Below are 22,024 nucleotides of genomic sequence, written 5' to 3'. Positions count from 1 at the left end.
GATCCCAATAAGCTGCCGCCCGGCCATAAGAGTGCGGACGGCTATTATGTTTATTTTAAATAATCAGGTAGCAGATAGCCCTGATACTGCGGATTGCTGAGAATATAGTGTTTAAATTCAGCCGAGTGGTATCCGGCAATAATATCCTGGGCAAACTGTGCGTCTTTATTTTTAGCGGCAATAGTGACGACATTAATAAAACCCTTGACCGGATTTTCAAGCTTGAGGGCAGTATTGAGTTTAATACCGCTGGAAACGGCAAAGTTACCCTGAATGGCACCATAATCAACGTCGGGGAGTGCGCGTACCTGCTGGGCGTTATCCATCTCTTTAAACACCAGCTTATAAGGGTTTTCGACAATATCTTTCTGCGAGAAAGTGGCGGGATCGGATTTGGGCGAAATTTTTATCCAGCCAAGATCCTGCAGCAACAAGGCGGCACGATATTCGTTAGATGCCTGATTGGGAACGGAAATAGTCTGACCGGCTTGTGGAACCTCACCGGATTTATGCTTTGATGAGTAAAGCCCCATCGGCGGCGTCGGCACCTGTACAATGCCAATATTATTGATCCCCAGGCGATCGTTTATCGCCTTGAGATAAATCGGGTGTTGCATGATATTGCCGTCAATCGCGCCGGTATCAACGGCATTGTTGACCTGAATGCCATCACTAAAATCTTTATAAACCAGCGTATAACCTTTGGCCTTTAAAAAAGGTCCGACGCCTTGGGCAAACTGCTCCTGATAGGGACCGGGATTAAATCCCAGCGTAATGGTTTTCTGGTTACTCTCTGCGGCCTGGACGGCACTGCTTAGCGCTAAAAGTAATACTGACGCCAAAATTCTGATCTTGCCTGTCGACATAACAATAAGCCCTTCTCTGTGGTTAGCATAAAGGGCTATCCAATCATATTGCCTGACAGGCACTAACCAATTAAATCTGCATAGCAAAGTTAAATATTAACTAATAAATAACATTTGCACTGCTCGTGGCGTTAAGAAACCAGAATATCCGCATAGTAACGCTCGGCTACATCCGGGTGGGAACGTAAACGACCTTTAAGGTAGTTCCAGCCAACATCACGCAACAGCGGGTTCTGCGGATCGCTTTCCGGGCCATTGGCCTGGGCTGCAAGTTCGGCAGGTAACTGGAATACTGGCACCACCGCATCCAGTCGCGCACCGAGAAAGAAGGCAATGGACAATCGCTCTTCCCCGGCCGCTGGTGCAATCACCCGATGCACAGTGGCTCGCAAATAACCGTTGGTGGCCAGCTCCAGCAGCTCGCCAATATTCACCACAAACGCCCCCTCTATTGGCAGCGCATCGACCCACTGCCCGTCGGCAACTTCGACCTGCAATCCCTTTTGCTGATCCTGCAGCAGAAAGCTTAAAAAACCCGAGTCTTTATGGGCACCCACGCCCTGACTGCTTTGTGCAGCCTCGCGGCCCGGATAGCGGATCAGTTTAATATGTTCATTGGGTTTATCGCCGTACAGTGGGTCAAAAGCGTCCGCAGGCAGATCCAGCGACTCGGCAAAGGCGCGCAGGATTTGCAATGACATGGCGGTCATCACCTGTTGCCATCGCAGTAGCAAAGGTTTCAGCTGTGGCAAGGATGCTGGCCATTGATTAGGGCCTTGCAAGCGAGTCCAGGCGGGCAGATCGTCATGCTGTCGGATAGGCAGACGTTCAGCACCGAGATCAAACTGTTCACGCCAGTCCGGCTGGCCGCGCGTGCGTTCTGACGCAGCACGGTTATAGCCACGAAAATGCGGCGAATGGATCATCGCCACCTGCTCTTTTTCTTGCGTGGGCAGCGCAAAAAACGCCCGTGACTGGTTCTGTACCTGCGCAAGCAGACTGTGGTCGACACCATGATTAATCAGATAGAAAAAGCCGATATCACGGGCGGCAACGCGTAACGCCTGCAAAAACTCGGTGCGCTCTGACGGGCTACCGGTAAGTTTTGACAGGTCAAGGACAGGAATAGAAGAAGCAATTTTGTGATTCATAACCGGCTCCATAGCTAAGTCTGAATTCACTCTATCATCGCGCAACAAGGGGCTTAAAGTACTTAAAATGCATTAGTTATGCAGGATCGAAGACGTTGATTGATCTTCCCCCCTGCTTACTAACTCCCGTCCCTGTTTGTCTGCCAGGCTGATTTAACGCTGTGGCTGGAGAGATGGCAAAGGGTAAAAACACTAGTATGTTGTAACTAAAATAATTCAAAATGCTGCACTGAGCTTCGTGCACCATGATTTATGTTGTGTGCTTCAAAGCGGCCCCCTGCCAGCTTCTCCCCTACGACAGCAGATGTCGCCCAATTCAGGATCCTTTAGCATCCTGCCTGGCCAAATTGTCGCGCTCGGCGAGCATGTTCACCATATCAGCCATATTCTCTGTCCCCCATGTGCATAGCGGGACAATCTTGTCGGCCAGACTTTGTCCGAGCGGCGTAAGCATGTAGTCGACACGTGGCGGGACCTCCTGGTAGTCGGTCCGTAGCAGCACGCGATCGACCTCCAACTCCTTCAATTGCTGGATCAGTACCTTGGCGCTAACGCCGTGGACATTACGTTTGAGTTCGCTATAGCGCTTTGGGCCGTCGAGCAGGAAATAGAGGATCAGCGGTTTCCACTTGCCGGCGATAATGCTTAGCGTAGCGGCGAGGCCGTAAGAATAGCGGCCACCGCATTGTTGAGAACAGTCTGTCATTTCATGGTTACCAAAAGGTGCATACTTGTCCTTAAGTTATCAGAAATGCATACTTGGCTCAAGTAAGCAATTCCCTGCTTTCGTACAACACCTACCAAGGATGCATGATATGAACAGACTAAATGGTAAGACCGCAGTGATCACCGGTGGTGCTACCGGCATCGGCCTGGCAGCAGCAAAACGCTTTATTGAAGAAGGTGCCTTCGTCTTTATCTTTGGCCGTCGGCAGGAAGCGCTCGATGCGGCCATGGCCAAATTAGGAACCCATGCCCGCGCGGTGAATGGCTCGGTCACCAATCTGGCCGACCTCGACCGACTCTACGCGGCAGTAAAGGCTGAACGGGGAACCCTCGATATTGTTTTCGCCAATGCCGGAGCGGGAAGTCAGCTTGCGCTTGGCCAGATCACTGCCGAGCACATTGATGAAACCTTCGACACCAATGTGAAAGGGACAATTTTTACGGTCCAGAAGGCGCTGCCACTGATGAGCGCAGGTGGTTCAATCATCCTGACCGGCTCGAGCGCGGGTACCACGGGAGCGCCGGGGATGAGTGCCTACAGTGCCAGCAAAGCGGCAGTACGCAACCTCGCCAAGACCTGGGCGGAGGATCTGAAAGGTACTGGCATCCGGGTTAACGTGCTGTCGCCCGGGGCGACTGCGACCGACCTGGCGAAGGAAGCACTGGGCGAGGAAGGTCAGAAAATCTTTGCTGCAATGACGCCACTTCTGCGCATGGCCGATCCGGCGGAGATTGCAGCGGCGGCAGCTTTTCTCGCGTCGTCGGACAGTAGCTTTATGACCGCCAGCGAAGTCGCCGTTGACGGTGGTCTGGCCCAACTCTGACCCGCTACGTCTGGCCGGACACTTGATCTTTAAGGACTTGGTCAAGTTTGACTAATTGATCGTAATCGCAAATTTCAATGCAATCTTGCCTTACGGGTCAACAAGGCGAACAGTTTTTCAGGCGGCCGCCGATATTATTGTGTCTTGAAAACCCGCAAGGAGGCCCGTTAACCCATGCTTTCAGACAGTGAGAATCCCCCCTGCATTGGCGATTCCTGACAGTTGGCACAATCAGACAGGTAGCGAGCTGGGGGTTTGCCCTGCGCCTTGCGGAACATGGTGACAAAGCTGCTGGCACTTTCATACCCCAAATCGAGGGCAACCGCCTGCACGCTGGTGCCTTTCGACAACTTCTGCAATGCCAGGATAACATGCAGCTGCTTGCGCCAGCGGTGAACGCTGATCCCCACCTGGTGAGCAAAGGTGCGGCTCAAGCTGCGTTCGCTCATGCCGATGCGTCCGGCCCACTCCGCCAGCGTCGATTTGTCGGCTGGATCCTGTAACATGCCGTCGGTCAACTGACGTAAACGGTTGTCGCGGGGTAATGGCAAATACAGATCTTCAACGCGGGCCACGGACAACTGATCGAGCAATGTATTGATTACATTACCTTCAGCGCCATGCTCATCATAAAGCAACGGGAAATGGGCCGCATGCAAGAGCAGCTCCCGCAACAACGGGGAGACCGATAATGTGCAGCAGGTGGTCGGCAAATTGCGACCTGCTTCAGGTTCGACAAACAGGCAATAACATTGATTGACCCCGGTTCCCCTGGCAGAATGCATCAGGCCACCGGGGATCCACACCGCACACTGGGGCGGAACCACCCACACCCCCTGCTCCAGTTCACAGCTGATAATCCCTTGCAGGGTATAGATCAACTGTGCTTTGCGATGCTGATGCATTTCCAGCTCCCATACCCCGTCCACCCGTGAAGCGCCAAGGGCAATCACCGGTCGTTCGATATCGTCAATAGCAGTACGTTTGCAGTCTATGGTTTCACACTGAATGATCGGCATAGGTTAAACCCTATCTATGATTTGGCTGGATTGGTAAATAATATGGCTGAATTGCGCATTGTAGTCCAGACAACTCGATGGCTAAATGACATGCTTAACGGGGGAATCATCTATGTACCACGAAAGTATTGTCAGTGAACTGCTGGATTGGATTGAACATAACCTGGATCAATCCTTAACCTTAGAGACCATTGCCGCGAAATCGGGCTACTCGAAATGGCACCTGCAACGCCTGTTTAAAAGCTACACTGGTCATACGTTGGGCACTTATACGCGTCAACGTCGACTGACCATGGCCGCGACTGAACTGCGCATGTCACAAAACTCGGTATTGCGCATTGCCGATAAATACCAGTTTGACTCACAGCAGACCTTTACCCGCACCTTTAAAAAGCAGTTTAAAACCACGCCTGCAGTCTATCGTCGTCTGCCTGAATGGCCTAGCTATGGCTTATGTCCCAAAATAGAGTTGGATGAGAGAGTGATGGCACCGCCAGCGGAGGAAGTGGTCGCCGAGGCGCCACTGCCAATACCGCCAGAGCTGGAATGGGTTGGACTAAAAACAGCGATCAACTATCCCTGTAAAAATAGTGCCTGGTCGAACTGGAAATCTTGTCCTCAGAGTGCGATGTCCAAGTCCTGCTGATTATTTTGTCGTCCGGGGGGCTTTCCTCCCCGGCGCACAGGTGCTGTTAACGGCTTACTGCAGCTTCACCGTTTTGCCGGCAGCGTGATAATAGTGACACCGTCACCTGTAAAATTCTTCGTCCCTTAATATCTTGGCCGGATCATGGTCTGCATTATCGCCATGCGGTCGCGTTCAACGCTGGTTTTCTGCATACATTGTGCAAAGGCGTCTGTTCCCGGCTGAAAGCCATACAGAGCACATTGCTGCCGGTCTTGCTGTAACTGGTAGTTTGCCAGACCACAGCCAGATAACAGTGTCACCGCACTCAACACCGCCGCCATCATATAAAATCGCATCATCACCGGGTCCTCCACCTTGGGATTATCATTTGCCAAACAGAGCACAGGTCGGCGGCGATAAGCGACACCGGCCTGTTTTTTTAACGAAATGAAATATACGTGGGGGATATGGCGAGAGGCTATCTGACAAGTCAGGAAAACGGCAGGATATTGACAACTTTCAGGTGAACTGCCAACCCGGGATACCCCTCCCTTTACAATATAAAAGGGAGAGGATCGTGGGTGCAGCTTATTCCAGCGGCTGGAATTTCAGATTGCTCAATGGCTGGACTTTATCTTCACGAACCATTTTGTACTCGGTATTAGGGCCAATCCATTTATTCCAAATCTGGTCAATCTCACCCTGATCGTCCATCGCCTTCAGGCTGGCATTAACTTTGGCCAACAGAGCCGGTTCACCCTGCTTCATCCCAATGCCAATTGGCTCCAGCGCCATTGGGAAAGAGGTCATGGCCAGATCGACCCCCCCCTTTTTGGCCTGCGAGATCATTTTAATGGCGGTCATGGTATTGGTGACAAAACCAACAGATTTATTTTGCTGTAAAGCCAGATAAGCGGATGCCGTATCCTGAAAAGTAATGGCCTTGGCACCGGCCAGATAGATTGACTGTTCGGAGGTGGTGCCCTTGGTGGCGCTAATGCGTTTGTCTTTAAAGAAGCTTTTCGGCTGGTCGGCGTTAGGGCTCTTTACCACCAGCATCTCTTTGGCGACATAGTAGGGATCGCTAAACTGAATTTGCGATGCGCGAGTTTTGGTATAAGCCAGATTGGCGATCAACACGTCGACGCGACCAGTGGTCAATACCGGAATACGCGCTTCCACCGAGGTTGGCATTAAATTAAGTTTCAGGCCCATCTGTTTGGCCAGCGCGGTACAGAGATCGACATCCATGCCCACCAGTTGCCGGGTCTGGGCATCCGGCGAAGAAAACGGCGGTACATCGGAATAGACGCCACAGTTTAACTGGCCCCGCGCCTGAATATCCGCCAGCATATCTGCTTTTACCGCTAAGGTAGTCAGCGCCAGTGGGCTGAGTAATAAGGCAACGGACAGTGTTTTGAGTTTCATAAGCAAATTACCCCTGATGGTGGCATAGCATTAAGTGACAATGTCACGAATTAATAGAAAAAACAGTTATCGGCTGGCTGGCAAAAGCGATAGCAAATCAATGCTGGCGTAAATCACTCAAAAAACGCTGCGCACGTTGGTGCTGCGGTTGTGTAAAAAACTGCGCCGGCGGTGCCTTTTCGAGAATTTTCCCCTCATCCATAAACCAGATAGTGTCAGCCACTTCACGGGCAAAATTCATTTCGTGGGTCACACACATCATGGTCATACCCTCCTGTGCCAGGCCGCGCATAACGCTAAGCACCTCGCCGACCATTTCTGGATCGAGGGCGCTGGTTGGCTCATCAAACAGCATCACCGGCGGTTTCATCGCCAGCGCACGAGCAATAGCCACACGCTGCTGCTGTCCGCCGGAGAGTTGTAAGGGATACGCCTCAGCCTTGTGTGCCAGTCCGACGCGTTCAAGCAACAACATGGCCTCTTTTCGCGCCTGCGACTTGCGGACACCCAGCACTTTGAGCGGCGAAATCATCACGTTTTCCAGCACCGAGAGATGCGGGAACAGATTAAAATTCTGAAAGACAAAACCGATACGGGTGCGCAGTTGATTCAGCCGCGTGCTGCTGCCGTTAATATCCAGGCCATCAAACAGGATCTGCCCGTCCTGGATTGGCTCAAGGCGATTGACGGTACGGATCAGCGTTGATTTACCGGAGCCTGATGGCCCACAGACGACAACCACTTCACCACTGCGAATTTCAGCGCTCAAATCGGTCAGAGCCTGATACGCGCCGTACCATTTATTGACCTGGTTAAATAAAATCAGCGGGATCATTTCGGCTCCTTGATAATAAATTGCGAGGTGAGCGGTGCGGCTATGGCCACCGGCACGGCCCCTTGCGGACGAGTACGTTGACGGGCAATACGTTTTTCCAATGTATTGGCCAGCCAGGTGAGACTAAAACAGATCACGTAATAGCTGAGCGCCACAATGGCAAACACCTGAAAAGGCTTGGTCAACAACTGGTTACTGACCTGATTGGCGGCAAAGGTCAATTCCTGCACGTTAATGACATAACCCAGGGTGCTGTCTTTAATAATCGACACCAACTGACTGATCAGACTGGGTAACATGTTGTACAGCGCCTGCGGCAGAATAATCAGCCGAAAGGTTTTCAAATAACTCATGCCCAGAGCACGCGAAGCTTCGTACTGACCGGAAGGCAAGGCCTGGATCCCGGCGCGGACAATCTCGGCAATATAGGCACTTTCATAGACCACCAGCGTACAGGCCATGGTGGCAAAGCCGTTAATATCGTGCCCCAGCAGCATGGGTACACAAAAATAGGTCCAGAACACCACCATCATCAGCGGAATACCGCGAAAGACATAGACCCACACTGCCGCCGCGCGGCGCACACCGCTAAACGGCGAAATACGTGCCATGGCCAACACAATGCCCAGGGGAAAAGCAAACAGCATGGCGACCACAGACAGCAACAGCGTATTGGCCAGGCCACCCAGCGCCCCGTGCGGATACTGCCCCACCAGAAACAGCATCCAGTATTGATGAACAATCGCGAAGAAATCAGTCATCAGCCCTTACCTCGCCAGCGTGCGCTGAAAACGTTTGGCGATCAGCGCGCCGCCGCCCATCAACAGCAGTGAGAAAAACAGGTAAATCACCGAAGCCACCAGATAAATTTCAAAGGTTCTGAAGGTCTGGTTTTCAATTTCGCGGGTGACATAAGTCAGTTCTGCAACACCAATCACCATCGCCAGACTGGTATTTTTAAACAGCAATACCGTGTGATTGATCAGTGAAGGCAACGCATTGCGTAAGGCCTGTGGCAGAATAATCAGACGCATTGACTTGATATAACTCATGCCCAAGGCGCGAGACGCTTCGGTTTGCCCGTCGGGAATGGCGCGCAGACCGCTGCGAATATCTTCCGAGAAATAAGCCGCCTGACACAGACCCAGTGCCATCAGAGAAAAAATAAACTCGGCGTTCTGATCGTTGATCCAGTTTTGCAGACTTTCCGGCAACAGCGTCGGGATAGCGAAATACCACATCATCAATTGCACCAGCGTCGGCACATTGCGGTGGTAAGAGACATAAATACTGACCAGCGCCACGGCGATACGTTGATGCGACAGGCGGATAATCACCAGCAGCAACGCCAGCACCATGGCAAACAGCCAGGCACCTATCGCCAGCTTTAGCGTCAGCGCAATGCCATTCAGCAACAGGTCGCCATATTGCCCCTGCATCACGGCCGCCAGATCAAAACTATTTTTCACTGTCGCCATTCCGTCCCCCTGTCAGCAAATTAGCGGATACCATCCTCAGCGCACATCACCGGGCCGCATGGTGGAAAGACCGCCCGGCACCTGCAGCGTGGGGGTAATTTCAATATTGCCAATATTGACGGCGACCGGCATTGCCAACGCAAAGGCCACAGTATCGGCAATATCTTTGGCGGTAGGCAGCTCAAAACCGTCAATAAACTGTTTTTTGGCCCCCTCTTTATCGCCGGAGACATTGCCGAAAATATCGGTAGCCACGCGACCAGGACAAATTTCGGTAACGCGCACCCGTTTGCCATAACAGTCGACGCGCAGCTGACGAGAAAGAGCATGCACCCCGGCTTTGGTGGCGTGATAAATCGAATTGCCGCCAAAGTTATAAATCGCCGCAATGGAGGTAATATTGATAATATGGCCGCGATCGCGGGCCATCATTCCCGGTACGGTCAGGCGGCACAGATGCAACACCGCCCGTAGGTTGACATCAATCTGCGCATCGATATATTCCTCTTTGGCATTGGCAATCGAACCGGGATGAGAGATACCGGCGTTATTAACCAGCACATCCACCTCAATTTCACTGCATAGTCGGGTTAGTGCGGCAATATCAGTGACATCAATAACATGAGGAATACAGCCGGTTCGCGCTGCCAGGGTCGCCAACTCACTTTCACGACGCGCCACGGCATGGACAATCAATCCTTCCTGGCATAAACGTTCGACGATAGCTTCACCCATACCGGCAGAAGCGCCAGTGACTAGCGCGGTTTTATAATCAGAAAACGGCATAACAATTCCTCTTAAATAATGCCATTGGCAATCAGGTGGCCAACGGTCGGCATAAATCGAATGTAGCGGCTAACTTAGGCAACGGATAAGACATAAAGGCTGTGTGGCAATAAGGCCCGCTTATGAAGCTTGTCCGTACTGATGTTATTGTTGTTTTTTAATGTTTTTTCCCACTTTCACGGTAGTTACTGTCGCGAAATGGCCCGAATTTCACAGCCTGGCGTCTGTTCTATCTCACGGCGGATTTCTCGCGCCAGCGCTACCGCCCCGGGGGTATCGCCGTGCAGCAAAATAGAACTGACCACCATTGGCATTACCTCGCCTTCGATGCTGGTCAAGGTACCGCTGGTCAGCCATTGACGGATACGGGCGCGCACCTGCTCGCTATCGTCAATCACCGCGCCCGGCTGGCCGCGGCTGACCAGCATGCCGTTACTGTGGTAAGCACGATCCGCCAGCAACGTGCAGGCAACGCGCATGTTGAGCGCCCGCGCTCCCCGTTCAACGGCGTTACCGGCCGTCGTGCTGATAATCAACGCCGGATCAAACGCCTGCACGGCCCGCAATAACGCCAAAGCCAGAGTGTCATCCTCCGCCGCCATATTGCCCAGCGCACCATGGAAACTCATATGGGTTAGCGGGTAGTTATGCACGCGGGCAAAACCGGCCAATGCCCCCAGTTGATAGGTGACGTAATGGGCCAGAGTGCGATGTTCAATCTGCATACGTCGACGGCCAAATCCCTGCAGGTCGGGAAAACCGACGTGAGCACCGAGATCGATCTGGTTCTCTTTGGCCTGCATCACGCTTTCGGCCATGGTCACGGCATCACCGGCATGAAAACCGCAGGCGATATTGGCAGAACTGATAATCGACATCAGCGAGCGGTCATCCGCAATGCGGTAGTCGCCAAAGCCTTCGCCAAGATCGGCATTTAAATCAATCAGTCTCATAACATCCCTCCTGATGCTTTATCCGCGACCGTCGGGGTCAGCCAGAACAACACTTTACTGCGACCCACCTCGTCACCAGGGTTAACCAGACAGCGTGCGATCTCGCCAGTGCCGGGACTGCGCACCGGCAGCAACAGATCGCCCTGCTGTAAAAATCCCAGGCAGTCGCCACCCTGAACGCGTTCCCCCGCTGCTGCTAAAACTTTGCTCTGCATCGGGTGCGATGCCAAAAACACCCCCTTGCCTGCCGCCTTGATGACCACGGGTTTTGCCGATGTCTCTTGCTGCGGCGTCCGCTGGGCGTTATGGGCATCACAACGCATACGCAGCGAAAAATCCTTGCCGCTAATTTCAATGTCTCCCAGACCTGACGCCTGCATGCGACGGGCGATTTGGCGGATTTCGTTTATGGCTATCATCTGCTGCCCTGAAAATATGAAATATCGATCATGACATCACGCTATATGCTGTACCGCGTAGCTGCCGCAATTGTTGCGCTACCTGCTGTAGATAAGCCTGCTGCGTCTCCCAGGCCTCACGCGCCTGGTCATAGTTGCAGGCCACAAAGCGAATACGACGTCCCGGCGGGATCTGCCCCAGCAGCCATAAATCGGCTTCAATCACGGTGGCAAACTTTGGATAACCGCCGCTGGGCTGGGCATCGCTCATCTGGATAATCGGCTGGCCGTTATGCGGTACCTGGATCACACCAGGAACAATGCCATGTGAGCGCATTTCCATGGTTTCCAGCGCCACCAGCGCCTCACCCTCCAGGCGGTAACCATAGCGATTGCTTTGCGGGGTGATTTTCCATGTCTGCTGCCAAAATTTTTCCCGCGAGGCGGCGGTATAAGCCAGATGTTCGGCGGCAGGCAGTACACGCAGGGTCTGCACTTCCGCGCTGATATCGGCAAAACGCAGCCACGGTGAGGCAATGCCAATATCACTGGGTAGTACACGATCCGGCTCTTTTGCCGCCAGCCGATCGCCCTTTTGCAGGCCGCGCCCCTGGTAGCCGCCAAAGGCACCACGTAATTGGGTGCTGCGCGATCCCAGCACCTGTGGCACATCAATGCCTCCCGGCAGATGCAGATAGGCGCGGGCCGAATGGCGTGAAGCGTTAATGGTCAGACTTTGCCCGGCTTTGGCTTGTGCCACCCACCAGGGCGGCAAGCGCTTATCATCCAACAGGATATCGCCATCATTACCGCTGACCGCAAAGGCGCAGTCGCGCAGAAAACGTACGCGAAAAGGGAACAATGGGATTTCGATCGCCGCCGCCTGCGGGTCATTGGCCAACAGCAGATTCCCCAGTTGCAGCGCTAACGGATCCATCGCCCCGGCACGGCCAACGCCGTAATTCAGACAGCCGCTGCGGCCGAGATCCTGAATGCTCGACAGCGCCGTCGTTTTTTCAATTTCAATCATGACAGCACCTTTTCGACCCGAAAACGCAGGCTGTCACCGGGACGTAACATCACCGGCGGCTGGGCCTGAGCATCGAAAAACACAAACTCGGTATGACCAATAGTGTTCCAGCCGCTTGGTCCGGCGGAGGCAGACACCCCGGTCTGCACACCACCAATGGAGACGGAACCACCGCGAATATTCAGCTCCGGCGTTTGTCTGCGCGGCGTGGCCAGGGCGGGATCCATCCCTCCCAGATAGCAGTAACCGGGATGACTGCCCAGGGCATAAATCGGGTACAGCGGTTCCGTGTGGCGGCGAACAATTTCGGCAATACTTAGCCCGGTGTGTTCGGCAACATCACGCATATGCGGGCCGTACTCGCCACCGTAACAAACCGCCAGTTCGATCACCCGCCCTTGCAGGGTCTGTGCCTCGCCGCGTTGCCACTCATCGAGCAGCGCCTGATACAAGGGCGCAAGCTCCTCGGGAGGACGGTGAAAAGTCAGCATCAGGTTATTCATTCCCGGTACCGATTCCGCCACCAACGGCCACTGGGCTACCTGGCTGGATAACGCCCAGATGCGTTGCTGGTTTTCCAGCCCCAACACGCCCGGCGCTTCAAACAGCATGGCGCGACTACCCAATAAGCTGATCGCCGGCTGACTTAGCGTTTCAATAGACATCTCGCGTTTCCCCCGGCGCTATCAGGATAAAGAAGCCAGCCCCAGTTTGAGTCGTGCCAGACCTTCGGCAATGACTTCTTTACTGGTGGCATAGGAGAGACGAATATGGGACTCACCGGCAGCACCGAATTCGCTACCGGGGCGCACGGCAATACCAAATCCGCGCAAAATGGTGACCATCTCCACCGAGGAAACCGCCGCCGAGTAAGATGGAAAACAGTAAAAGGCGCCCTCAGGCTGATTCAGCGTCAGCCCCGGAATGGCACTTAACCCGGCGATCATCAGTGCGCGGCGTTCACGATAAATTTTGTGCATCTCCAGCACGTCCTGATCGCACTCCTCAATTGCAGCCAGTGCCGCATACTGCACCGCCGTATTGACCGAGCCATTAGCCGTGTTATGCACCCGTGCGGCAGCGGCAATCATTGCTGCCGGCCCGGCCAGATAGCCAACGCGCCAGCCGGTCATGGCATAACTTTTTGAGAAGGTCTGACAATAGAGGGTGCGTCCACGGAAAGCGGGAATATCCAGGGCAGAGGTAAAGGGTTGGTCGGTAAACACCAGATCGCTGTAGGCCTCGTCGGCGATCACCAGCGTGTTGCTGGCCTGCACGATATCGCCGAGCGCCATCATTTCTTCGCAGGTATGCACGATACCGGTCGGATTACCCGGATTGCAAAATACAAACAGCTTTGCACCCTGCATGGCCTGTTTCAGCGCAGCAAGATCCCAGTGCAAATCGGCCTGACAAGGTACTGGTACGCAGATGCCACCGGCCATATTGACCAGATCGGCATACAACGAGTAGGTCGGATCGGGGATCACCACGCGATCACCGGGATTGACGATCGACAGGATCGCCGCCGACAGACCACCGGTCCCGCCGTGCGTTACCAGGATTTCTCCCGCCGAGACAGCTACGCCCGAGCGAGCTGCTACCCTGTTGGCCAGTGCCTGGCACAGCGGTTTTTCTCCCAGCAGCGGCGCATAGTGGGTCAATCCCTGCTTCAACGCCCGTGCAGCCGCGGCAATAATACGCGGAGGTGTATCAAAATCGGGTTCACCCACGGCCAGTGACACCATATCCGCAGTGGTCGCCGGTTGCTGAACCCGTAGCGAAGTACGTTCAACGCGAAGCACCGCCTCAGCGGCCGTAAAATCGATTATTGCGTCCTGTTGTGAAACCATGTAGCCCGCCCTCAAGTGTACTCATCAGATAATAACGGCAACTGTAGCCTGCCGTTTTCTCAGTCTGAAAGAGGGTTTCCCTGTGCCGTAATAAGCACGTCTTATAGGCCAGGGAGCACAGTTTAATGAACCAGCATCAATGGACGATTATCCTGGGTACGCTTGACCATCAGTGACAGCAAAATATCTTTCACCGCCTGCGCCGGAGGCGATAAGGCCAGATGGTCGGACATGCAAAACGAGAGCGGAGCCTGAATACCCGGCGAGGTAATGCGTGACAGCCAGATCCCCGTTTGTGTCGCCATGGAGCGCGCGGCGGATTCAGGCACGATGGTGACGCCGAGACCGTTAAGTACCGCGGCGTTCAGGGTTGAAGGGGATTCAATTTCAGCAATAATATTGGCCTTTAACTTTTCGCGCAGCAGGGTCTCATCCACCAGCCTGCGCACCACGTTATAAGGCCGGGGCATAAAGAGATCGTACTTGATCACCTCGTTCAACTCGACAGTGCCTCCCGTTGCGGGCGGGGTTCCCGCACCAACCAAAAACAGCTCTTCCTTCATAAGCGGAACGAATGACAGGCCGTGCACCGCTTTATCGCCATAGATCACCGCCATATCCATGCGGCCATTCATTATTTGCTCACTCATTGGCGAGCCGAAGTTTTCATTAAGATAGAGCACAATAGCGGGATGCCGGGCTTTCACCGCCTGGATTAATGGCATTGCCAGCAGCGAAGCCGCGGTGGAAGGTGCCAGCCCCACTGAAACCTGACCACTTAACGCGCTGCCGGCGTTATCCACCGCGGTTTGCGCCTGTTCACACTGGCGTAAGATAGTCTGGGCATGACTGTAGAGGATTTTGCCCGCTTCGGTTGGGGTCACGCCGCGCTTGGTGCGGATCAATAATTGTTGATCCAGTTCGCCCTCCAACGCTGCCAGTTGCTGGCTTAATGCCGGTTGCGCGATATGTAGCACTTCCGCCGCCTGAGTCAGGCTGCCGATATCGACAATTTTCACATAATACTTTAAACGTCTGAGATTCATCACCGCCCCCACCTGAACTGAAAACCTATGGGGTCAAAGCAATATTCAGGCCAGTGCCGCAGCAACCCGAGACTTTAGCCGCTAATACCCGTGCCATACCCGCGCGCAGACATAAGCAACGGCAATGACAAATTGCCTGTCAGTCTGCGATTACAGGCAATTTGTCCACTTAAAACACCATAATGCACTTTATTAGTGCACTGACCATCAGTTCTGCTTATTGGCTAGCGGGTTTCATTTTCCTTGTTATCGTTAAGGATCAGATTAATTTGCCGCTCATCCATCGCCAGCGCCTGTTCGCGCAGGGCAACTTGGTGGGTTAATTCATTAATACTGTCCACCATTTCTGCGGCCTGCCGCAAATAATTGGTGATGACTCGGAGAGCGACCCTGGCCTCGGGGTGTCGGTCATTCCATGTCTGCAGACAGACCCGCAGAGTGTTTATGACATTTCTGGTTTCTGCCAGTGACTGATTAAGGATGCGATATTGCCGACGATAAGCAGCAAGTTGATCGCTCTCGCGGGCTATTTGCTCATGATTGCGCGTCTGTAGCGTCTCTCTTAGACGATCGATAAACAGGTTGGTTGCGTTGCTCAACGCAGTGGCATGATCGGAGGCAGATTGCAGCATTTGATTGGCTTGTCGCAGCAGATGCCATATGCCACCTACCGGCGGTTGCCGACCCGAAGGTCCTGGGACAGGATCGCCGCCCCCCGATAATCCCACTGACCGCCACTGGCCACGATTATCGAGGTAAACCAGCCCAGTGCGCAGCGGCTGCTGATATCTTCCCAGATGATATAACTCAAAGATATCTGCCTGGCCACTGGGCCTGATATAGGCACTTTGCCCCTGGAAGGTAATTTGACGAAACCCCGGTAATGGCGGTCTGGCAGGTGCCGGGCTAACGGTTGTAGTCGCTTGCGGTGTAGGCACGCCTGGCGCTGTTCGCCCGCCAAATATGCGCCTTACCGCCCCCATAGGATTAATATCCCTGACTCCGGGAATAAACTCCAGAATACCGCCCAGACTCAGTCGCACATACCAGGGGTCACTGGTTTGGATACCATTTAACGTCCCACGTTTTACCCGCCGACTGCGCACAACAAAAACCTCCTGCTGTTGAACGTCAGTCTTATTTTCATTTACGTTTTGCGCATAATAACGATTAATAGCATTTCCCCGATTAAAACTGCCAATTTCCATAATAAACTCCACGCTAATGGTTTTATGATTTAAATATAATCAAATTAACAATACCTGAATGCTTAGTTGGAAACGGCAGTAAAAAGTTTCTTATGCTATAAAATTAATTAGTTAGGCTCACTGAGTTTATTTGCGAGCAGACAGTAAGTTAATTAAAAAAGCGGTTTTTTCAGTAAAAACGAATTATCCTCTTCATTCTCACTGTGTTTATTATCATTGTGGCTGATATCGTCGCCAGCCACGCACAATCCCGCAGCCCGCCATTCACCATGTTGAGTGGGGTAATAAAGCCCGGCCCGTATTGGCTGGTTATATCTGTCCAAGCGGTATAGCTCAAAGATCCCCGCCTGCCTGCTTGGCCTGACGTAGGCACGTATGCCTTTATACTCAATTCTGCGCAAGCCTGGCAATTCCGTACTTATCGCTGCCGCCACAACCTGCCTTTTTTGAGTGGCTTGGGTTATTGCTGGCATTTTAGGTACTGTTTTCGATTCAAGGAGGAGAAAAATGCGCCTGAGAAAAATCCCCATCGGGTTGATATCCCGAAGCCAGGGGACATACTCCATAAGTCCGCCCAATCCCAGGCGCACGTGCCAATGATCGCTGCTTTCAATACCGTTTAATACCCCGCGTTTCGCCCGCTGAGTGCGGACAACATCAGGTTTATGCTGTTGGGCATTTACTTTTTCCTGGTGTAGCTGTGATACCTCATCGTTCGTCACAGCAATTCCCCGTTGAATATGATTTATTTCCATAAACTATTCTCCGCAAATTATTTAATGTTTTAAATATAATTGAATTAATTACTGTCGAATAATTAGTTGCTGACAAGAGTACAAAAGTTTCTCTTGTGTAAAAATTAATCAGCCAGGGTGGCGGTTTTGTCTGACAGAACACCGTACTTTGGTCTAAAATAGCGGTTTTACTATTTATGACGAAAACTTATGACCTATCTCTACCTGTTTATTGCCATTATATCTGAAGTGATCGCCACCAGTTCGCTTAAGGCCTCCGCCGGTTTTACCCGTCTCTACCCTTCTATCGCGGTAGTGGTCGGTTATATCCTCTCCTTTATTCTGCTCTCTTTGGTATTGAAGTCGATGCCAGTAGGGATTGCCTACGCCATATGGGCCGGAATGGGTATTGTGCTGGTTGCCTGTGCCGGTTTTGTCTTTTTTGGACAAAAACTGGATGCCTATGCCATTGGTGGCATGGTGCTGATTATCGCCGGCGTATTGATGATCAATCTGTTATCCAAGACTGCCGGACACTAAAGGCAAGTTGGGCGGGGTTGTTTGCCGTCCGCGCAGGTAGAGGTTATCGCTGCGGCATCTGAGCCAACTGACAACCGAGCTTAAACGGGCGAGGAAGTGAGGCAAAAAATTATTGTAAAACGATAATTTTTACCTATTATCGTTTTACGATAATTTCTAGATAAAGGGATGCTGTAATGGTCAGGACGCAAACAAAATTAACCCGCTGGTGTCGCGCGCTGGAAATCGCCATGCTGGCCGGCATGCTGGTCATGCCACTGCTGGGCCAGGGAATGATCTGGCTAAGCCATCTGTCCCTGGCTTCCGTTAGCCTGGTCAGCTCACTGCCAGCCGATCTTACTCTTGCAGATACCCTGCTCTATTCCGGGGTGTTTTTGATTAGTGATCTCTTAAATGGTTTTATTTTGTTTCAGTTTTATCAATTTTTTAAAAGCATTCGCTGCGGAGAGATATTTAGCGATAAACAAGTGCGAAAAATCCTGCTGGCCGGTATCGGTTTTATTATTATTCCAATCTTAAGCCTGATTAACTCGGTCACTCTATTTTTATTTATTGAAACGCCCTCACAAGCCAGAAACTTCACTTTTACCTCTAATGATATAAGTTATGTGATTATCGGCGCCGGATTAATTATCATGAGCCATATTATTAATCTTGGCAAAAAAATTCAGGATGAACAGGACTTGGTAATTTAACATGCCTATACATGTCAATCTGGACCAGCTCTTAAAAGAGCGACATATTAAAGCCAAGGACCTGGCGCTAGCGATTGATATTACCGAAGCCAACCTCTCTATTCTCAAGAGTGGCAAGGCAAAAGCAATCAGATTCACGACCCTGGAGGCTATCTGTCAGGCACTCAACTGTCAGCCTGGCGATATTATCGAATATATTCCCTAAATACTGATTAACGCCATTTTAATTTTATTAACGAGAAAGCAGCCATAATAGCTGTTTTCTCGCCGCACGCCCATCGCGTTTTAAAGATTATTCATTCAGACTGCATTCAAAGGAATTGATTATGAAAATATCATTACTTAAAAAAATAGCTTTTATTGTTGTTATTGTTTTAATATTTCCGTCACCGTTGCAAGCGAATACGTTATCTTTAGGTTATGCGCAAACTCGCTTTACGCCACCCTCATCAATAAATGATAAAGGCGATATTAACAATAAAAAAGGTCAGGGTATTAATGCACGTTTAAATTATATGATCGATAACGATTGGGGGATAATAACCGCCCTCACCTACACCCAGCGTGAAGGCAAGACCGAGAGCAATAACCTGGGCAAACAGAACCGGGTTACACAAACCTACGGTTCCCTGAGTGTCGGACCCAGCTACCGTTTCAGCCATTTCTTAAGCGTCTACTCAAGCGTTGGTATCGCCGTTACCAATAGTTATCTTGAACAGGAGAACAGTGGCAGCAGGCGACAAAATGGCGGTGGGAAAAAGCGAAGATATACCAGTAAAGAGAACGACTGGGGCGGTGTGGCATCAGCAGGGTTTCAGTTCACACCCGGCGATAAATGGGTGATCGATATCGGCTATGAATATGCCCAACTCAGGGACAATCGTGCCGCCAGTTGGATAGCCGGAGTTGGCTACCATTTTTGACTCCCGATTGGTTATTTAGAGATCGGCCAACGCCTGGCGCAGATTGATTTCGCCAGGTGACGGTTCTTCAAGCTCAAGCTGCGCTTCAAGCTTGATAAGGTGTTCCTGCAATACGGCAACTGCCTGTTGCTTATCACCGGCTTCCAGCGCAGTAACTATGGCCTGATGTTCGGCGGACTGACAAGATGGCACATCATTACGCTGATAAAGTGCCACAATCAGCGAACTACGCACCATGAGATTGGCAAGGATTTCACTCAGCACCTGATTACCACAAATCTCGGCAAGCAGCAGATGAAACTCGCTAAGTTCACGCACAATGGCACGACGATCGCTGGCACTGGTGGCGTCGCGTTCAACGCGCAGTTGGCTGACAACGCGATGCCGATGGCGGCGCATCATATCAGGAGAGATGTTTTCAACAATGGCACGTTCAATCGCACGGCGAGCGATAAAAATCTCCCGCGCTTCTTTGGCCGAAGGTTGAGAAACCATGGCACCACGGTTGGGTTCAATATCGACGATACGCAGCATGGCCAGACGTTGCAGGGCAACCTGGACATGATTGCGGTTGGCGTTGAGGGCATCAACAATCTGCGCCTCGATCAGCCTGCAACCCGGACGTAGCCGATGCTGAGCAATGGCTCTGGAAAGCACATCGACAATGCGCTTGACTTCAAGTTGTTTGGCCGTAGTCGACTGATTGCTCATTGATCCCTCTGTCTGTGAAACCCTTCTGCCTGAGCAGATCCTATGCGCAGCATTATCTGCTTCGCATGGGTTGTGGTCAAACGTGCGACGGTCAGATACCGCAAAATATCCCTGCTCACAGTCTGGCCATAACAACGGACTAAACTAAAGGAAATTAATGACATTTTTATTAACCCCTAATAATGCATTCGCCATATATTCACAACTAAATAACATTTACCGACAAAAATTTTCTTATTTCGTCGCATAGCGCTTTATTTCCAGGCAGGCCTTCGTGTTAGGCTTCATCTTGCCTACAGTTTTTATCGACCTTACTGTGAGATGAGGACTATATGACCCATTATTCTGATAAATTGGCAACGCTGCGTTTTTTACCGGAAAATATGCGCCTTGGTCGCAAATTGCGTGTCTATTCCGATGCGCGTTTTAAAACCATTGGTCTGACTCAGGCACGAGGTCAGGTATTGTTACATCTGCAAGCAGCCGCAGGCAGTTTGCCACAAAGCGAGCTGACGGCATTACTGGAAGTTGAGCATCCCACCGCTATCCGTTTGCTTGATCGTCTACAGGCTCTGGGATATATCACTCGCAGCCAGGGGGAAAACGATCGCCGGGTTAACGATGTCATGCTTACTGAAACAGGGACTGCACTGGCAAATCGGGCCAGTGAGATAAATGATGATATTATTTTGCAGGTAATGGCGGGGGTTTCAATGCAAGATATTGAGCATGCCCGCCAGGTGATCGCGCTGATATCGGCTAATCTTGATAATTTGTAAGCGCGGCGACGCCGCGCCTGGCTGCGAGTTATTGCTTATTTTGATTGCCAAGATAACGGTAGACCACCGCCAAATCACTATCGCCATACCCGGCATTTACCGCTTGCTGCCAAGTCTCGCTGATGCGAGTCATTACCGGCAGTCGACAGGGTCCGCTGGCATCCAGTGCCAGATTAATATCCTTTAAGGCCCAGTTGAGCTGCATCTGTGGCTGATAGTCATTGCTTTTAAACATGGCCATTTTGCCTTTGATATAAGGTGCCGCCAGTGGCCCGCCGTCCAGCACATCCCAAAGTTCATCAATGCTAAAGCCGAGTTGCTGTGCCAGTTGAGTGCTCTCGGCGATACCCTGCATCATGGCAATCAACCACGCATTGACCACCAGCTTCATTTTGGAGGCCCGCCCTGCCTCACCCAGCCATTTCACCGCTTTGGAGATGGCGGCAAATACCGGCTCAACCGCTGCTGCGGCCTGGCGGTCGCCGCTGGCCAGCACCACGATCTGCGCCTGTTCCGCCGGGCCTTTGGTGCCGGAAACTGGCGCATCAATTAATACCACATCGGGGCGCTGTTTTTTTACCAGCGCAATCAGCGCGTCGGTAGCCTCAACGCCAATGGTGCCCATCTGCACCAGTATGCCATTTGGTTTCAGGCCAGCGAGGATACCATCCGTTGCAGTGATAACTGCCAGGGTGGTGGCCCCGTCAGCAAGCATGGCAATCACCACATCCGCTCCGGCCACGGTTTCGCGCGGGTTACTGCCAGCTATCGCCCCGGCAGCAACCAGATCGTCGCCGCGCGACGCTGTTCGGTTCCAGACGTGGGTAGTAAAGCCTTTTGTTAACAGATTGGCGGCAAAAGCGTGCCCCATGGCACCCAATCCTATTACGGCCACTGTCGGTTGCTGGATCATGTTTTTTCCTTTGAATTTGGCTTATTGGCTTAAATGTCAATTTTGCTTAAAGGGTAATTTTTGATTTTAAAGTTAATTTATGGGTTTAAAAGGGTATTGGCTTTAGAGAAATTGTTTCGGTTTGGGCTTAAGTGTCAGTTTATGTTTTAAAGTCAATTAGCTATGAGGAGTTGTTTCTGTTTTAGCTTAAATGGCAATTTATGGCTTAAAGTCAATTAACTCCGAGGAGCTGTTTCGGTTTTATAATAGCAGTGGCAACTTAACCCGCTGTGCCGAACCGAGTTAAGGAGCGCTGGCCCGCTCCTTAACAATCCTGGGCCTTTTGGTGTCTTTGATGCGTCTGCTGCCTATTACCGGCTATGTTTCAGTCACTCCGCGCGTGGCACGAGCCGCGCTGCTGCGCAGTCCCCTTGCTCGGTCGGGAGCCAAAAGCGTCTCCCTCCGCTTCGCGCGGCGCCGTCTCTGAATGTGCCAGTCAGCATGTCTTAAATGGCAATTTT

The 22,024-nt window shown here is 51.9% G+C and carries 27 protein-coding genes; 7 read left to right on the top strand and 20 right to left on the bottom strand.

All coding sequences use genetic code 11. The annotated features are described in order from the left end of the window. Window positions 1–50: 50 nt before the first annotated feature. The 3 genes from GW590_RS20715 to GW590_RS20705 all read right to left on the bottom strand — a co-directional run bounded on the left by GW590_RS20715 (window position 51) and on the right by GW590_RS20705 (window position 2,723). Window positions 51–866, bottom strand: a complete 816-nt coding sequence (locus tag GW590_RS20715) for a MetQ/NlpA family ABC transporter substrate-binding protein (RefSeq protein ID WP_169404979.1) — start codon at window positions 864–866, stop codon at window positions 51–53. A gap of 131 nt (window positions 867–997) precedes the next feature. Next, window positions 998–2,017, bottom strand: coding sequence for an isopenicillin N synthase family dioxygenase (locus GW590_RS20710; RefSeq protein ID WP_169404978.1), 1,020 nt, complete (start codon window positions 2,015–2,017; stop codon window positions 998–1,000). Between the two features lie 316 nt (window positions 2,018–2,333). Continuing rightward, window positions 2,334–2,723, bottom strand: coding sequence for a winged helix-turn-helix transcriptional regulator (locus GW590_RS20705; RefSeq protein WP_169404977.1), 390 nt, complete (start codon window positions 2,721–2,723; stop codon window positions 2,334–2,336). 109 nt (window positions 2,724–2,832) lie between these two features. Between GW590_RS20705 and GW590_RS20700 the strand changes: the two genes are divergently transcribed. After that, window positions 2,833–3,567, top strand: coding sequence for an SDR family NAD(P)-dependent oxidoreductase (locus GW590_RS20700; protein WP_169404976.1), 735 nt, complete (start codon window positions 2,833–2,835; stop codon window positions 3,565–3,567). A gap of 167 nt (window positions 3,568–3,734) precedes the next feature. On the opposite strand, the gene GW590_RS20695 is transcribed toward GW590_RS20700, so the two are convergent. Further along, on the bottom strand, window positions 3,735–4,586 hold the full coding sequence (locus tag GW590_RS20695; protein WP_169404975.1) for an AraC family transcriptional regulator: 852 nt from the start codon (window positions 4,584–4,586) through the stop codon (window positions 3,735–3,737). A 112-nt stretch (window positions 4,587–4,698) separates the two neighbouring features. Between GW590_RS20695 and GW590_RS20690 the strand changes: the two genes are divergently transcribed. Next, window positions 4,699–5,232, top strand: a complete 534-nt coding sequence (locus GW590_RS20690) for a helix-turn-helix domain-containing protein (protein WP_169404974.1) — start codon at window positions 4,699–4,701, stop codon at window positions 5,230–5,232. A gap of 125 nt (window positions 5,233–5,357) precedes the next feature. On the opposite strand, the gene GW590_RS20685 is transcribed toward GW590_RS20690, so the two are convergent. The 14 genes from GW590_RS20685 to GW590_RS20620 form a co-directional block, all read right to left on the bottom strand. Next, window positions 5,358–5,573 carry a hypothetical protein gene (locus tag GW590_RS20685; protein WP_211186864.1) on the bottom strand — a complete coding sequence of 72 codons (216 nt, stop codon included), beginning with the start codon at window positions 5,571–5,573 and terminating at the stop codon, window positions 5,358–5,360. A 229-nt stretch (window positions 5,574–5,802) separates the two neighbouring features. Then, a complete protein-coding gene (locus GW590_RS20680; protein ID WP_169404972.1) occupies window positions 5,803–6,642 on the bottom strand; it encodes an ABC transporter substrate-binding protein in 840 nt (279 codons plus the stop codon). A gap of 97 nt (window positions 6,643–6,739) precedes the next feature. Further along, window positions 6,740–7,477, bottom strand: a complete 738-nt coding sequence (locus GW590_RS20675; protein WP_169404971.1) for an amino acid ABC transporter ATP-binding protein — start codon at window positions 7,475–7,477, stop codon at window positions 6,740–6,742. After that, complete coding sequence (locus GW590_RS20670; RefSeq protein WP_169404970.1) at window positions 7,474–8,238, bottom strand: amino acid ABC transporter permease; 765 nt, start codon at window positions 8,236–8,238, stop codon at window positions 7,474–7,476. Before GW590_RS20670 ends, GW590_RS20675 begins: the two co-directional genes overlap by 4 nt. Before the next feature lie 6 nt (window positions 8,239–8,244). After that, window positions 8,245–8,916 (bottom strand): amino acid ABC transporter permease, encoded by a 672-nt coding sequence (locus tag GW590_RS20665; RefSeq protein WP_408014953.1) that lies wholly within the window; start codon window positions 8,914–8,916, stop codon window positions 8,245–8,247. A gap of 75 nt (window positions 8,917–8,991) precedes the next feature. Then, window positions 8,992–9,741: an SDR family oxidoreductase gene (locus tag GW590_RS20660; RefSeq protein WP_169404968.1), complete on the bottom strand. Its 750-nt coding sequence runs from the start codon at window positions 9,739–9,741 to the stop codon at window positions 8,992–8,994. Window positions 9,742–9,926: 185 nt separating this feature from the next. After that, window positions 9,927–10,694 carry a LamB/YcsF family protein gene (locus GW590_RS20655; RefSeq protein WP_169404967.1) on the bottom strand — a complete coding sequence of 256 codons (768 nt, stop codon included), beginning with the start codon at window positions 10,692–10,694 and terminating at the stop codon, window positions 9,927–9,929. Next, window positions 10,691–11,113: a hypothetical protein gene (locus GW590_RS20650; RefSeq protein WP_169404966.1), complete on the bottom strand. Its 423-nt coding sequence runs from the start codon at window positions 11,111–11,113 to the stop codon at window positions 10,691–10,693. The genes GW590_RS20655 and GW590_RS20650 overlap by 4 nt, the downstream gene beginning before the upstream one ends. Before the next feature lie 28 nt (window positions 11,114–11,141). Then, on the bottom strand, window positions 11,142–12,122 hold the full coding sequence (locus GW590_RS20645) for a 5-oxoprolinase subunit C family protein (protein WP_169404965.1): 981 nt from the start codon (window positions 12,120–12,122) through the stop codon (window positions 11,142–11,144). Then, window positions 12,119–12,787, bottom strand: coding sequence for a 5-oxoprolinase subunit PxpB (gene pxpB, locus GW590_RS20640; RefSeq protein ID WP_169404964.1), 669 nt, complete (start codon window positions 12,785–12,787; stop codon window positions 12,119–12,121). The genes GW590_RS20645 and pxpB overlap by 4 nt, the downstream gene beginning before the upstream one ends. A 21-nt stretch (window positions 12,788–12,808) precedes the next feature. Then, window positions 12,809–13,975 carry a pyridoxal phosphate-dependent aminotransferase gene (locus GW590_RS20635; protein ID WP_169404963.1) on the bottom strand — a complete coding sequence of 389 codons (1,167 nt, stop codon included), beginning with the start codon at window positions 13,973–13,975 and terminating at the stop codon, window positions 12,809–12,811. 122 nt (window positions 13,976–14,097) lie between these two features. Next, a complete protein-coding gene (nac, locus tag GW590_RS20630) occupies window positions 14,098–15,021 on the bottom strand; it encodes a nitrogen assimilation transcriptional regulator NAC (protein ID WP_169404962.1) in 924 nt (307 codons plus the stop codon). A gap of 224 nt (window positions 15,022–15,245) precedes the next feature. Continuing rightward, window positions 15,246–16,229, bottom strand: coding sequence for a hypothetical protein (locus GW590_RS20625; RefSeq protein ID WP_169404961.1), 984 nt, complete (start codon window positions 16,227–16,229; stop codon window positions 15,246–15,248). A 152-nt stretch (window positions 16,230–16,381) separates the two neighbouring features. Further along, window positions 16,382–16,984, bottom strand: coding sequence for a hypothetical protein (locus GW590_RS20620; protein WP_169404960.1), 603 nt, complete (start codon window positions 16,982–16,984; stop codon window positions 16,382–16,384). A 189-nt stretch (window positions 16,985–17,173) separates the two neighbouring features. Here GW590_RS20620 and GW590_RS20615 point away from each other — a divergent pair, with 189 nt between their 5' ends. The 4 genes from GW590_RS20615 to GW590_RS20600 all read left to right on the top strand — a co-directional run bounded on the left by GW590_RS20615 (window position 17,174) and on the right by GW590_RS20600 (window position 19,121). Next, complete coding sequence (locus tag GW590_RS20615; protein ID WP_169404959.1) at window positions 17,174–17,503, top strand: DMT family transporter; 330 nt, start codon at window positions 17,174–17,176, stop codon at window positions 17,501–17,503. Window positions 17,504–17,679: 176 nt separating this feature from the next. Next, window positions 17,680–18,198, top strand: coding sequence for a DUF2975 domain-containing protein (locus GW590_RS20610; RefSeq protein ID WP_169404958.1), 519 nt, complete (start codon window positions 17,680–17,682; stop codon window positions 18,196–18,198). A gap of 1 nt (window position 18,199) precedes the next feature. Beyond that, window positions 18,200–18,403 (top strand): helix-turn-helix domain-containing protein, encoded by a 204-nt coding sequence (locus tag GW590_RS20605; RefSeq protein WP_169404957.1) that lies wholly within the window; start codon window positions 18,200–18,202, stop codon window positions 18,401–18,403. A gap of 121 nt (window positions 18,404–18,524) precedes the next feature. Further along, on the top strand, window positions 18,525–19,121 hold the full coding sequence (locus tag GW590_RS20600; RefSeq protein ID WP_169404956.1) for an Ail/Lom family outer membrane beta-barrel protein: 597 nt from the start codon (window positions 18,525–18,527) through the stop codon (window positions 19,119–19,121). A 15-nt stretch (window positions 19,122–19,136) separates the two neighbouring features. Here the strand turns inward: GW590_RS20600 and GW590_RS20595 are convergent, their stop codons facing one another. Next, a complete protein-coding gene (locus GW590_RS20595) occupies window positions 19,137–19,832 on the bottom strand; it encodes a GntR family transcriptional regulator (protein WP_169404955.1) in 696 nt (231 codons plus the stop codon). 332 nt (window positions 19,833–20,164) lie between these two features. Between GW590_RS20595 and GW590_RS20590 the strand changes: the two genes are divergently transcribed. Further along, window positions 20,165–20,611 (top strand): MarR family winged helix-turn-helix transcriptional regulator, encoded by a 447-nt coding sequence (locus GW590_RS20590; RefSeq protein WP_169404954.1) that lies wholly within the window; start codon window positions 20,165–20,167, stop codon window positions 20,609–20,611. A gap of 28 nt (window positions 20,612–20,639) precedes the next feature. On the opposite strand, the gene GW590_RS20585 is transcribed toward GW590_RS20590, so the two are convergent. Then, window positions 20,640–21,524: an NAD(P)-dependent oxidoreductase gene (locus GW590_RS20585; protein ID WP_169404953.1), complete on the bottom strand. Its 885-nt coding sequence runs from the start codon at window positions 21,522–21,524 to the stop codon at window positions 20,640–20,642. Window positions 21,525–22,024: the final 500 nt, after the last annotated feature.

The organism is Rouxiella aceris, assembly GCF_012933545.1.
In the GTDB taxonomy this organism is placed as follows: Bacteria; Pseudomonadota; Gammaproteobacteria; order Enterobacterales; family Enterobacteriaceae; genus Rouxiella; species Rouxiella aceris.
This window is presented reverse-complemented; position numbering and strand designations above follow the sequence as displayed.

Coding starts and splice junctions, on each gene's coding strand:
- GW590_RS20585 (WP_169404953.1), bottom strand. CDS start 21,524: ATGATCCAGCAACCGACAGTGGCCGTAATAGGATTGGGTGCCATGGGG.
- GW590_RS20645 (WP_169404965.1), bottom strand. CDS start 12,122: ATGATTGAAATTGAAAAAACGACGGCGCTGTCGAGCATTCAGGATCTC.
- GW590_RS20670 (WP_169404970.1), bottom strand. CDS start 8,238: ATGACTGATTTCTTCGCGATTGTTCATCAATACTGGATGCTGTTTCTG.
- GW590_RS20615 (WP_169404959.1), top strand. CDS start 17,174: ATGACCTATCTCTACCTGTTTATTGCCATTATATCTGAAGTGATCGCC.
- GW590_RS20655 (WP_169404967.1), bottom strand. CDS start 10,694: ATGAGACTGATTGATTTAAATGCCGATCTTGGCGAAGGCTTTGGCGAC.
- GW590_RS20700 (WP_169404976.1), top strand. CDS start 2,833: ATGAACAGACTAAATGGTAAGACCGCAGTGATCACCGGTGGTGCTACC.
- GW590_RS20675 (WP_169404971.1), bottom strand. CDS start 7,477: ATGATCCCGCTGATTTTATTTAACCAGGTCAATAAATGGTACGGCGCG.
- GW590_RS20710 (WP_169404978.1), bottom strand. CDS start 2,017: ATGAATCACAAAATTGCTTCTTCTATTCCTGTCCTTGACCTGTCAAAA.
- GW590_RS20620 (WP_169404960.1), bottom strand. CDS start 16,984: ATGGAAATAAATCATATTCAACGGGGAATTGCTGTGACGAACGATGAG.
- GW590_RS20660 (WP_169404968.1), bottom strand. CDS start 9,741: ATGCCGTTTTCTGATTATAAAACCGCGCTAGTCACTGGCGCTTCTGCC.
- nac (WP_169404962.1), bottom strand. CDS start 15,021: ATGAATCTCAGACGTTTAAAGTATTATGTGAAAATTGTCGATATCGGC.
- GW590_RS20650 (WP_169404966.1), bottom strand. CDS start 11,113: ATGATAGCCATAAACGAAATCCGCCAAATCGCCCGTCGCATGCAGGCG.
- GW590_RS20695 (WP_169404975.1), bottom strand. CDS start 4,586: ATGCCGATCATTCAGTGTGAAACCATAGACTGCAAACGTACTGCTATT.
- GW590_RS20665 (WP_408014953.1), bottom strand. CDS start 8,916: ATGCAGGGGCAATATGGCGACCTGTTGCTGAATGGCATTGCGCTGACG.
- pxpB (WP_169404964.1), bottom strand. CDS start 12,787: ATGTCTATTGAAACGCTAAGTCAGCCGGCGATCAGCTTATTGGGTAGT.
- GW590_RS20680 (WP_169404972.1), bottom strand. CDS start 6,642: ATGAAACTCAAAACACTGTCCGTTGCCTTATTACTCAGCCCACTGGCG.
- GW590_RS20605 (WP_169404957.1), top strand. CDS start 18,200: ATGCCTATACATGTCAATCTGGACCAGCTCTTAAAAGAGCGACATATT.
- GW590_RS20685 (WP_211186864.1), bottom strand. CDS start 5,573: ATGATGCGATTTTATATGATGGCGGCGGTGTTGAGTGCGGTGACACTG.
- GW590_RS20595 (WP_169404955.1), bottom strand. CDS start 19,832: ATGAGCAATCAGTCGACTACGGCCAAACAACTTGAAGTCAAGCGCATT.
- GW590_RS20635 (WP_169404963.1), bottom strand. CDS start 13,975: ATGGTTTCACAACAGGACGCAATAATCGATTTTACGGCCGCTGAGGCG.
- GW590_RS20690 (WP_169404974.1), top strand. CDS start 4,699: ATGTACCACGAAAGTATTGTCAGTGAACTGCTGGATTGGATTGAACAT.
- GW590_RS20600 (WP_169404956.1), top strand. CDS start 18,525: ATGAAAATATCATTACTTAAAAAAATAGCTTTTATTGTTGTTATTGTT.
- GW590_RS20610 (WP_169404958.1), top strand. CDS start 17,680: ATGGTCAGGACGCAAACAAAATTAACCCGCTGGTGTCGCGCGCTGGAA.
- GW590_RS20705 (WP_169404977.1), bottom strand. CDS start 2,723: ATGACAGACTGTTCTCAACAATGCGGTGGCCGCTATTCTTACGGCCTC.
- GW590_RS20715 (WP_169404979.1), bottom strand. CDS start 866: ATGTCGACAGGCAAGATCAGAATTTTGGCGTCAGTATTACTTTTAGCG.
- GW590_RS20590 (WP_169404954.1), top strand. CDS start 20,165: ATGACCCATTATTCTGATAAATTGGCAACGCTGCGTTTTTTACCGGAA.
- GW590_RS20625 (WP_169404961.1), bottom strand. CDS start 16,229: ATGGAAATTGGCAGTTTTAATCGGGGAAATGCTATTAATCGTTATTAT.